10 protein-coding genes and 1 rRNA gene are annotated in these 10,997 nt (G+C 37.2%); 3 read left to right on the top strand and 8 right to left on the bottom strand.

Translation table 11 applies throughout. From position 1 onward, the window contains the following. Positions 1-146, bottom strand: a 16S ribosomal RNA gene (locus tag LDK52_RS16340); the annotation flags it as partial. Between the two features lie 471 nt (positions 147-617). Further along, positions 618-1,484, bottom strand: coding sequence for a nucleotidyltransferase-like protein (locus tag LDK52_RS16335; RefSeq protein WP_277587007.1), 867 nt, complete (start codon positions 1,482-1,484; stop codon positions 618-620). A 133-nt stretch (positions 1,485-1,617) separates the two neighbouring features. On the opposite strand from LDK52_RS16335, the gene LDK52_RS16330 reads away from it, so the two are divergent. Continuing rightward, the gene (locus LDK52_RS16330) at positions 1,618-1,962 is read left to right on the top strand and encodes a YgzB family protein (RefSeq protein WP_093538186.1); all 345 of its coding nucleotides are present in this window, start codon (positions 1,618-1,620) and stop codon (positions 1,960-1,962) included. Positions 1,963-2,110: 148 nt separating this feature from the next. Here the strand turns inward: LDK52_RS16330 and perR are convergent, their stop codons facing one another. The 3 genes from perR to bcp form a co-directional block, all read right to left on the bottom strand. Further along, entirely contained in the window at positions 2,111-2,554 is a 444-nt protein-coding gene (perR, locus tag LDK52_RS16325; protein WP_277587006.1) for a peroxide-responsive transcriptional repressor PerR, read from the bottom strand. A 113-nt stretch (positions 2,555-2,667) separates the two neighbouring features. After that, positions 2,668-3,609: a D-2-hydroxyacid dehydrogenase gene (locus tag LDK52_RS16320; RefSeq protein ID WP_277587005.1), complete on the bottom strand. Its 942-nt coding sequence runs from the start codon at positions 3,607-3,609 to the stop codon at positions 2,668-2,670. Between the two features lie 2 nt (positions 3,610-3,611). Beyond that, positions 3,612-4,094, bottom strand: coding sequence for a thioredoxin-dependent thiol peroxidase (gene bcp, locus LDK52_RS16315; protein WP_277587004.1), 483 nt, complete (start codon positions 4,092-4,094; stop codon positions 3,612-3,614). Between the two features lie 178 nt (positions 4,095-4,272). Here bcp and LDK52_RS16310 point away from each other — a divergent pair, with 178 nt between their 5' ends. Together LDK52_RS16310 and LDK52_RS16305 are read left to right on the top strand one after the other, a co-directional pair. Further along, positions 4,273-5,559, top strand: coding sequence for a glutamate-1-semialdehyde 2,1-aminomutase (locus LDK52_RS16310; protein ID WP_277587003.1), 1,287 nt, complete (start codon positions 4,273-4,275; stop codon positions 5,557-5,559). Positions 5,560-5,598: 39 nt separating this feature from the next. Continuing rightward, the gene (locus LDK52_RS16305) at positions 5,599-6,681 is read left to right on the top strand and encodes an FUSC family protein (protein WP_277587002.1); all 1,083 of its coding nucleotides are present in this window, start codon (positions 5,599-5,601) and stop codon (positions 6,679-6,681) included. A gap of 679 nt (positions 6,682-7,360) precedes the next feature. Here LDK52_RS16305 and nikC read toward each other — a convergent pair. From nikC to LDK52_RS16290, 3 genes are all read right to left on the bottom strand, one after another. Continuing rightward, a complete protein-coding gene (gene nikC, locus LDK52_RS16300; RefSeq protein WP_277587001.1) occupies positions 7,361-8,260 on the bottom strand; it encodes a nickel transporter permease in 900 nt (299 codons plus the stop codon). Between the two features lie 14 nt (positions 8,261-8,274). Next, positions 8,275-9,279, bottom strand: a complete 1,005-nt coding sequence (locus tag LDK52_RS16295) for an ABC transporter permease (protein ID WP_277587000.1) — start codon at positions 9,277-9,279, stop codon at positions 8,275-8,277. A gap of 69 nt (positions 9,280-9,348) precedes the next feature. Then, positions 9,349-10,977 (bottom strand): ABC transporter substrate-binding protein, encoded by a 1,629-nt coding sequence (locus LDK52_RS16290; protein ID WP_277586999.1) that lies wholly within the window; start codon positions 10,975-10,977, stop codon positions 9,349-9,351. Positions 10,978-10,997: the final 20 nt, after the last annotated feature.

Here is a 10,997-nt window from a genome sequence, read left to right as displayed (position 1 = left end):
CCAATCTACAGGGCAGGTTGCCCACGTGTTACTCACCCGTCCGCCGCTAAATCAGAAGAAGCAAGCTTCTTCGTCATTCGCTCGACTTGCATGTATTAGGCATGCCGCCAGCGTTCGTCCTGAGCCAGGATCAAACTCTCCATAATAGCTGGATGTCGATACGCAGCACATTGCTTCGTCAGCTTCACTCGTTTGGTCAGTCACGTACGTTAGTACGTTCCCTCTCTCTCTCGATTGCTTCCTTGCACTGTACTACGTCTCGCCACCCAGAAAAATAAATAAGTTTAAAAGCTCATTTGTTTTGCTGGCATCATCATTAAATGATGTCAAAAATTGTTTTGCTATCGAACTAACAAAGTTAGTTGTCAAGCTGTATGTCTTAACGTTTTGCATGTTCAGTTTTCAATGTTCAATTTGCTGTGTCGTTTTTTGCGACTTCTCTAATATATCATCGTACTCACTAGGTGTCAAGGAGTTTTATAAAACTCTTTTTCTCTAATAGGAACTTGAAATAATTTATACTGCTTTTGACGACGCTTATAAGAATACCATGGATTAATAACAAATGTCAACAATAAAAACGAACAAAATTAATTGTCCGTTTTTAAGTGTCGTTCCTAACGAATTACTTTGTAGTATCTATGCATGATCTCGTTACTTTTCGTCTGTTGTTTTTCAATCAAGATATATCCTTTATCTATTAGAAACTCGATGAAAACCTCTAAATCTACAGAGTAATTTTTAAGTTCTTCTTGCTCGTGGATTTCTTGAATAGTCCAAAACTCTTTTAATCCTAAAACCTCAACAATGTGCTGGGCTCCATCTTTTGTTCGGGAATGAATTAAGAAATCACTCGCTAAAAATAGAAGCTCTAATCTTTTCTCTAATGATTCCTCACTAGAAATTAACTCATCGTACAGTTTATATATAGAAGGATCTAATTGTTTAACCTGTTTCCACACCATCACCTCTGGGTGCATACCATTTTCAAAAACAGCTAAACGAGCCAGATGATGTAAAGAATCTACCATATGATTATAAGCATCCAGGTAGTTATGTTGTTCAAAGAATAATTTACCTTCCAAATATCTTCTCGTTAGTTTAGCAAATTCAATACCCATACGAGTTTTTCTGCCGTTTATAGGGAATACATACAGCTCCTGTTTCAAACTTTCAACATATTCATTTCGATCAAATACCACACGACCATTGATCAACCAATCTACTATTTTAGGATTAGTCCCCAACAATAACCACTTTCTTAGCTGCTTCTCAGTTAATATATGGAGTGCAGTTTTTTTTTCCCCATACGTATAATGCTTGGTGAATACAGGTACAGAGGATTCTTGCGTAATGATAAATAAAATGGAATCAAACATATCTGTAATAGGGCTAAATTCTGCCCGTTTCTCAACTAAAATAATGCCTAGTGTATTAGGATCACTAGCTCTTTCTTGATAAATTGGTCTCAATAATGCTTCCAAAGATGAAGCCTCCTTTATTTCCTTCTACTAATAGATTTTCGACAATTTTTCTGTTTTTCCTTCTATATTTAATTCTAATCTTAAATTTATATTAAAATATGATATAGTGGATGTAGAAATTAGGAGGTTGAAAATGAAACCCTATAAAAACAAAATAAATCGTATACGTTCCTTTGCGCTAGGACTTATATTCTTTGGTTTTATCATAATGTATGGTGCAATATTCTTTAAAGACAATGGCATTTTAGTTACCATTTTCGTGACACTTGGATTACTCTCTATTTTAGCAAGCACTGCAGTCTATGGTTGGATAGGATTATTATCTACAAAAGCAGTACCCGTTGTATGCCCCAACTGCGGCAAACATACTAAAGTATTAGGAAGAGTAGACATGTGCATGTATTGTAAAGAACCGTTAACGCTAGATCCTAATCTTGAAGGACAGGAATTCGATGAAGCATTGAATAAAAAAAGATAAAATAGAAGCTACTAAATAATAGATGGTCGTGAAAGTTTATTCACGACCATCTATTATTTATAGTGATTTTATTGATTCATCGTTTGCTTTCGTTAATCAATTCAAAATGTCCGTATAAAAATCCGAGCGTATTTACGCTCGGATTTGCTTATTGAACTTTAGTTGCATGTTCTTTACATTTTGGACAAATACCGTAAATTTCCATTCTATGATAACTTACATCAAACCCTGTTAAATGAGAAGCTAAATGCTCCACTTCATCTAATCCCGGATAATGAAAATCTACTATTTTACCGCAAGCATCGCAAATCATATGATAGTGATCATTTGTAACAAAATCGAAACGACTAGAAGAATCCCCGTAGGTCAACTCTTTCACAAGTCCCGCTTCTCTAAAAACGCGTAAGTTGTTGTAAACCGTTGCAACACTCATGCTTGGAAATTTACTTTCTAGTGCTTTATATATATCGTCCGCTGTGGGATGTGACATAGATTGGATAATAAATTCCAGTATCGCATGGCGTTGAGGCGTAATTCGTACACCGGTCGATTTTAAAGTATCTAAAGCATCTCTTAAATGTACTTCCGTCATCGCAATGCACCTCTTTTCATATTCATTCTTTGATTATAATTGTTACAATAAGTATAAATAAAGAATGCATCAACTGTCAAATTTATTACACCTTAACGGTAGAAACACATAGGTTAGTAGCCTTTTTCCAGGTTAATTTCATTTTCCATTGGCTTTTGCTCCATCCAAGCGTCTAGATTCCTCGAGAAAATTTCCAATGCTCGTGCAACATACTGAGAAGAGTGACTCGAGACATGCGGAGAAACGATAACATTATTCATGCTCCAAAATGGGTGTCCCTCTGCTAGAGGTTCTTTCTCAAATACGTCTAGTACAGCATATGCAATCTTCTCTTCTTTTAATGCAAGCAGTAGGTATTCTTCTCTCACTACATCTCCACGTCCGAAATTCATAAATATTGCTGTTGGTTTCATAGACTGTAAATGCTCGTATGTGATTAATCCTTTTGTTTGGTTCGTACTCGGTAAGATTGAAATGACTATATCTGCTTGTGGCAATACTTCATCTAATTTATCAAAGGAAACTACTTTGTCCATATATGAAGCAAGACGCCCATTCCTATTACATCCAATTGTATGCACTCCAAAAGCTTGTAGGATTCGCCCAACTTCGCCTCCTATTGCACCGGGACCTACTATTATTGCGGTTGAATCTAGTAATTCAGTAGGAAATACTCGCTTAGACCACTCCCCATTGCGTTGATTTTCATTGATTAATGGGATTGATTTTTTTATAGAAAGTATATGTGCTAAAATCGTTTCTGCCATAGGTGTCTTGTGAATTCCTCGGACGTTGGTAACGATAATACCTCGATTGGCAATTTCCTGAATCGGCATTTTTTCTAGTCCAGCGGAAGCGACCATAATCCATTTTAGCTGTACGGCAGTTTCTAGATGATGTATATGTAAGTCTTCCCCATATGTAACTAGAATTTGGGATAACTTTAATATTTCTTCATTTAGACCTTTTTGAAATATAAATTCTGCATCTGGGAATGTCGATATTAATTCATCTTGTTGCTCCTGTTTGGGTAAAAAAGAAAACAATATTTTCATACTTATTGCCCTTCAGTCACTAATGATTTTAAAGTTAGTAGCGCTTCTTCAACATGGCCATCAACTTTTACTTTATTCCATTCTTTTACGACCGTTCCCGTAGGGTCGATTAAAAAAGTAGAACGCTCAATGCCCATATACTCTTTTCCAAAATTCTTTTTTAACTTCCATACTCCATATGCTTCAGAAACTTCATGCGTATCATCTACTAATAGAGAGAACGGCAGACCATGCTTGTCTATAAATTTTGTATGAGCCTTTTCATCATCTGCGCTAACTCCAAGGATTACAGCATTTAACTCAGTGAAACTTGTAAAAGCGGTTTTAAAATCACATGCTTCTGTAGTACACCCAGGTGTAGCATCCTTTGGGTAAAAGTACAAAACTACATATTTCTTCCCTGCAAAATCCTTTAATGAAACAATTTCTGCTTTTTCATTTTTCAATGAAAAGTTAGGTGCAATCATACCTTCTAGTTTTTCCATCATAATCCCTCCTATATATATATCGTATCGAAGTTAGTCAGTTTGTTCAATTTTCTTAGCAATTTTCCTTATTATTATCTACAATTGAGAAGAACTTAAAGAATGGGCACACTAGACAATAATAAGATAGTAACGGTATACTTTCTATCGGCAAACAAACTGAGCGGAGGCAATTATATTGAATCATACACAATCAGAAATAATCCAACTAGAGGCATTAGAGCATATAGTAGGTGGAGTAAACAGTCCATCAAGATCATATAAAGCGGTAGGCGGAGGAGCACCAATCGTGATGGAAAGAGCAGAAGGTGCTTATTTTTATGACGTGGACGGCAATAAATACATCGACTATTTAGCAGCATACGGTCCCATCATTACCGGCCATGCACACCCTCATATTACAGAGGCAATTACAAAAGCTGCACAAACTGGCCTATTGTATGGTACCCCAACAACACATGAAGTAACCTTTGCAAAAATGCTAAAAGATGCAATTCCTTCTATGGATAAAGTTCGCTTTGTTAACTCAGGGACAGAGGCAGTCATGACAACAATCCGTGTTGCACGTGCCTACACGGGAAGAACAAAAGTGATGAAATTCGCTGGATGCTATCACGGACATTCCGATTTAGTGTTAGTTGCAGCCGGCTCTGGCCCAGCAACACTCGGTATACCAGATTCTGCGGGGGTACCTCCATCTATTGCAAAAGAAGTGATCACTATTCCATTCAACGATCCAAAAGCTTATGAAGAAGCTATGGAAAAATGGGGAGAAGAACTAGCCTGTATTTTAGTAGAACCAATCGTAGGAAACTTTGGTATGGTAGAGCCAAATGAAGGCTTCCTTCCATTAATTCACAAAATTGCAAAAGAAAAAGGTGCATTAGTAGTTTATGATGAAGTAATAACGGCATTCCGCTTCCATTACGGTGCGGCATCTAGCCTGTTAGAACAAACTCCAGACTTAACAGCTTTAGGTAAAATCATCGGTGGCGGACTTCCGATCGGTGCGTACGGTGGTAAAAAGGAAATTATGGAACAGGTTGCACCATTAGGTCCTGCATACCAAGCGGGAACAATGGCAGGGAACCCTGCGTCTATGCAAGCAGGGATTGCTTGTTTAGAAGTTCTACAAACTCCAGGTTTATATGATGAACTAGATAGACTAGGTGCACTTCTAGAGACTGGCATTCTAGAAGCTGCTAAGAAAAATGATGTAACTATTACTATTAATCGCATTAAAGGAGCTCTTTCCGTATACTTTACAAATATAAAGGTAGAAAATTACGTGCAAGCAGAAGCTAGTGATGGAGAAATGTTTGCGAAATTCTTTAAGCTTATGCTTAACCAGGGCATTAACTTAGCGCCTTCCAAATATGAAGCTTGGTTTATCACAACTGCACACACAGAAAGTGATATCCAAGAAACACTTAGAGCAGTTAATAATGCCTTTGCCAAGCTCTAATAATCAGATACGCTGTTTCTTTCGAAAGGATTGGATTTAATGAAATTAGGAGCTCGAATATTTAAAACTGGATTAGCTATTGTGTTTTCTTTATTCATGGCTGAATTACTTCAGCTTCCTAGTCCTGTTTTTGCAGGAATAGCAGCTATTTTCGCGATTCAACCTTCTATTTATAGATCGTTTAAAACAGCAACTGAACAAGTTCAAGGGAATTTAATAGGAGCTCTTATTGCTGTTTTATTCTCCTTAGCTTTTGGAAATGATTATGTAATCGTAGGATTTGCCGCAATTATTACGATTACGATAATGCTTAAACTAAAGTTAGAGAAAGCCTTAACACTTGCCCTTGTTACGGTAATTGCGATTATGGAAATACAAGGTGATGACTTTTTAGTATTTGCAGTACTGCGATTTGCAACCATTCTAGTTGGAGTGATCTCAGCATTTATTGTAAATCTGGTATTTCTACCTCCTAAGTTTGAAAAGAAGCTTTTTAATGCAATTCACTATACCCAGGATGAAATAATCCGATGGCTGCGAATTACAGTTAGACAGGCATCAGATCATAAATCGACTAAACAAACAATTAATCAATTAAAAGAAAGGCTTAGTCGAGTCGATCAACTTTACTCTTTCTTTAAGGAAGAACGTGGATATAAAAAAAAATCAATATACACAAAAGGAAGAAAATTAGTTATTTACCGTGAATTAATTTCCACTTCTTATAAAAGCTTAGATGTACTCAAAAAATTACATCTGCATGAGCATGAATTAACTCACCTACCTGAACATTTCCGCATGATGATACAGGAAAGATTAGATGCTCTATTAACCTATCATGAACAGATCCATTTGAAGTTTATAGGTAAGTTAAGACCAGAGCATATTGAAGAGAACGATTCAGAGGCATTTATACAAAGGCAAGAAGTAATGGATATTTTCGTTAAACAAATTAGCATTACACAAATGGAAGAAGAGTTTTCTTCTTATCATCTCCTGCATTTAATTTCGTCCATGTTAAAATATGAGGAACAGTTAGAACACGTAGATAGACTGATCACATCTTATCAAAACTTTCATGGGGAAGAACTAAATGTTCAGATTGAACAAACGCCTTATTAAAAAAAGTGTAAAAGGTATGCTCGGCACTTTAAGGTCAAAACCTGTTTCTATCGTTTTCGAAGGGCTTTGGACAGATGTTTTGCTATAGGATTACCGAGTGAATTTTAGGGATGCTGGTTGGTTGTGACGTACGTCACAACCAACCAGCATCCCTTTTTTCGGTAATCTTACGGCTTTTATCTGTCCGTCGCGCTCCTGCAACTCTTAGAAACAGGTTAGTGCGTTTTTAGATAACTTACTTCCTTAATCCTAGAGGAGAAATGATGACAGTCTAAGTACGCGACATCGTGGTGCTCCTGCGCAAAGCTCGTCGCAAAATAAAAAAACATTTCGCAACGACTGCCTGACCCGCATCGTGCGGGCCTGAAGATGCAATTTCGTTCGCTTTTTCGCTTCTTTATTTAGTAACTACTTACTATTTTTCTTTATTTCCACTAGTAATAAGAAAATCTGCTTCATCTTCATTCCAGAATACTATCCTAATTCAACAGACGGTTTTATCATATATAAACTAAGTACAATTATAATCTAAGCAAAAATCTGTACTATATCCTAGAAATCAGAGGTCTCGTTAATTCTTTAAAATAACTGGAGCATTGAATTCATAGAAGACAAGATTTTATACTTTCCTTTAACAAAAAATGCCAGCTAGCAACAAAATTGCTAGCTGGCATATGTGTTAATTTTTCATCTTTGGATCAAGTGCATCTCGTAGTCCATCACCCATCAAGTTAAATCCTAAAACTGTTAACATGATTGCAAGTCCTGGGAAAATCATTGTCCACGGAGCATTTCTTAAATACATACGGGCATCCGCTAGCATCTTACCCCATTCAGGAGTTGGCGCCTGAGCACCCAGTCCTAAGAACCCTAATGCAGCTGCTTCAATAATGGCCGATGCAATTGCAAGCGTACCTGCAACAATAACCGGTGCCATTGAATTAGGTAAAATATGAGAAAATAAAATTCGAATATCTCTCATCCCAATAGCTTTAGCAGATGTTATGTATTCTTCTTCTTTAATACTCAGAACTTTCGAACGTATTAGACGACCAAAATTAGGAATATTAATAATCGCAATTGCGATCAATGCATTTTGTAAAGACGGTCCTAAAACAGATACGACTGCAATTGCCAATAATATACTTGGAAAAGCTAACATGATGTCAAAAATTCTAGAAATAATCATGTCGATCCATTTTCCATAGTAACCTGCAACAATACCTAATATACTACCAACTACTACAGAACCAATTACCGAGAAAAATCCTACCCACAATGAAATTCTAGCTCCATGAATGATTCGAGAAAATATATCTCGACCAAAATCATCCGTTCCGAACCAATACTGTGCAGATGGGGCTTGTAAGCGATCTGTTAAGAGTTGATCATTAATACCTTGTGGAGCAAACAAAGAACCAAAAAATGCTAAAAATACGAAGAATAAGACAATCCCTGCTCCAATCAGCGCACCTTTATTTTTTCGGAAGCTACGCCATGCATCTCGCCAAGGACCGGTCGATTTTTCTTTAGTTGCGATTACTTGATCATTTGTCGAATTCGGAAGCCTTTCGGACATATCTATTCCTCCTTTTAATCATATTTGATCCTCGGATCTACTACTCCATACAAAATATCTACAAATAAATTAATCATGACAAATATAAAAGCAACAACAAGTATACCGGACTGAATAACAGGATAATCACGGAACTGAATAGCCTCGTAAATATATCTTCCAATACCCGGCCAGCCGAAGATAGTTTCTGTTAAAATAGCTCCTCCAAGTAACAGGCCAGTTTGAAGTCCTATTACAGTTAATACAGGAATAATTGCATTTTTCAAAGCATGCTTATAAACTACAAAGAACATTTTTTGCCCTTTAGCACGAGCAGTACGAACATAGTCAGCTCTCATAACTTCAAGCATACTAGACCTCGTCATACGGGCAATAATCGCCATCGGAATTGTAGCTAATGCAATACCCGGAAGTACTAAATGCTTCAATACTGTACCAAGTTGATCGAATCTTCCTTGTATTATTGTATCTACAATATACAAGCTAGTGATGGAATTTACGGGATCTCGTACATTCTCTCGACCTGTCGTTGGAAGCCATTGCAATTCAACACCAAAAATCCATTGTTCCATCAAACCTAGCCAAAAGATTGGCATGGAAACACCTATTAAAGCTAAAACCATTGCCATATAATCAAACCAGGAATTCTGGAACCAAGCAGAAATAATACCTGCATTTACTCCAATAATAACTGCAATAATAATAGCAAAGAATGCTAGCTCCATTGTTGCTGCTAAATATGGCCAAATCTCTTTTGCAACTGGTTGAACCGTTCGCATAGATTCTCCTAGATCACCTTTTAAAAGACCAGCTAAGTAGTCAAAGTATTGTGTATACCAGGGCTGGCTTAGACCAAGTTTAATTTCCAACGCTGCTATCGCTTCTTTTGATGCTAATTGTCCTAATATTAGTTGAGCTGGATTTCCAGGAATTGCTCGTATAATCATAAAAACAATGAATGTCATACCAAGTAGTACTGGTATCAATTGTAATAATCGTTTACCGATATAGTGAAGCATTGTCTTCACCTCTCTAATTTGAAATAAAGAAAAGGGGAGAAATCACGAAGACCTCCCCCCTTAAGCATATTACTTAAAGTCGACCTTGTTTAATCTATCAGAACCAGTCGGATGTGGGTAGAAATTAATGATTTCTGCATCTCCTGCTAGTAATGGCGTTGAGTGAGCAAGTGGAACCCAAGGAGCTTCCTCAGAGATAATTACTTGTGCTTGTTTATATAGTTCATTACGTTTGTCTTCATCAACTTCTGTTTGAGCCTCTATCAAAATCTTATGGGACTCATCATTACTGTAATAACTGTAGTTATTACTTCCGATATTATCTTCGTCAAGTAATACATAAAGGAAGTTATCTGCATCTCCATTATCACCCGTCCAACCTAATAGGAATGCATCTGCTTCCCCATTACGAGCTTTTTCTAAATAAGTAGCCCACTCAAAAGATACGATTTTAGCAGTAATACCAACATCAGCTAAGTTCTTTTGAATAGCTTCAGCAACTTTCGTACCATCAGGCATATATGGACGTGGAACTGGCATTGCCCATAGTTCCATTTCAAATCCATCAGGCATACCCGCTTCTGCTAATAATTGTTTCGCTTTTTCTGGATCATATTCGTAGCCAGGAATATCGTCATTATATCCACTTATAGAAGATGGCATAGGGTTTTTCGCTACTTCTGCACGCCCTTCAAAGAAAGCATCGACAATTGCTTGTTTATCTATTGCATAGTTTACCGCTTGGCGAACTTTTTTGTTATCGAATGGTGGACGTGTACTTGTCAAACCAAGATACCCAATATTCATAGACGGGCGCTCGAATAACTGTAAAGCCGCTTCTCCTTCAACTGTAGAACCATCTGAAGGATTTACACCATCAGCTAAATCTATTGCTCCAGTTAGAAGATCGTTCAAACGTGCAGAGTTGTCTGGAATTGCACGGAAAATAACTTTATCTAATTTAGGCTCTTCCGAATTCCAATACTCTTTATTCTTTTCAATAGTAATAGAATCATTACGTTTCCATTCTACAAATTTGAATGGTCCAGTACCAACTGGGCTGTCACCAAATTTGTCTCCAGCTGCTTCAAATGCAGTTGGACTTGCAATAGCGAAAGGACTCATTGCAATATTTTTTAAGAAAGGTGCTTGTGCACGAGTTAGTTTGAATATAATTGTGTAATCCCCTTCAGCAGTAACTGATTCGATTACATGACCTTCATCACCAGCATATCCACCGAACATAGACCCGTAATATGGGAATTGATCTTCAGAACCACCAGCCCAACGTTCAAAGTTTTTTACAACAGCTTCTGCATTGAAGTCCGTTCCATCGTGGAATTTTACCCCTTCACGAAGTGTAAATGTATACGAAAGTCCATCTTCAGAAGGCTCCCATTTTGTTGCTAAACCTTCGTTGATTGTTGTATCTTGCTGACCAAAGTTTAATAACGTTTCTTGAATGTTTTGCGTGACTTTAAATGATTCACCATCCGTTACAGCAGCTGGATCTAGTGAAACAGAGTCTCCCCCACGCCCAAAGATTAATACTTTTTCTTCAGCAGTTTCTGTAGTGCCCTCTTCATTATCTTTTTTCGTGTCACCGTCTGATGAATCGTCAGATGAACACGCTGCAAGTACTACAGTAACTGCAACGATCATCAACAGCAAAAATGACCATATTTTCAACTTACTCATTTGGACCCCTCCATAAAGTT

Origin of the sequence: Psychrobacillus antarcticus (genome assembly GCF_029533155.1) — a bacterium.
GTDB classification, from domain to species: Bacteria; Bacillota; Bacilli; order Bacillales_A; family Planococcaceae; genus Psychrobacillus; species Psychrobacillus antarcticus.
This window is presented reverse-complemented; position numbering and strand designations above follow the sequence as displayed.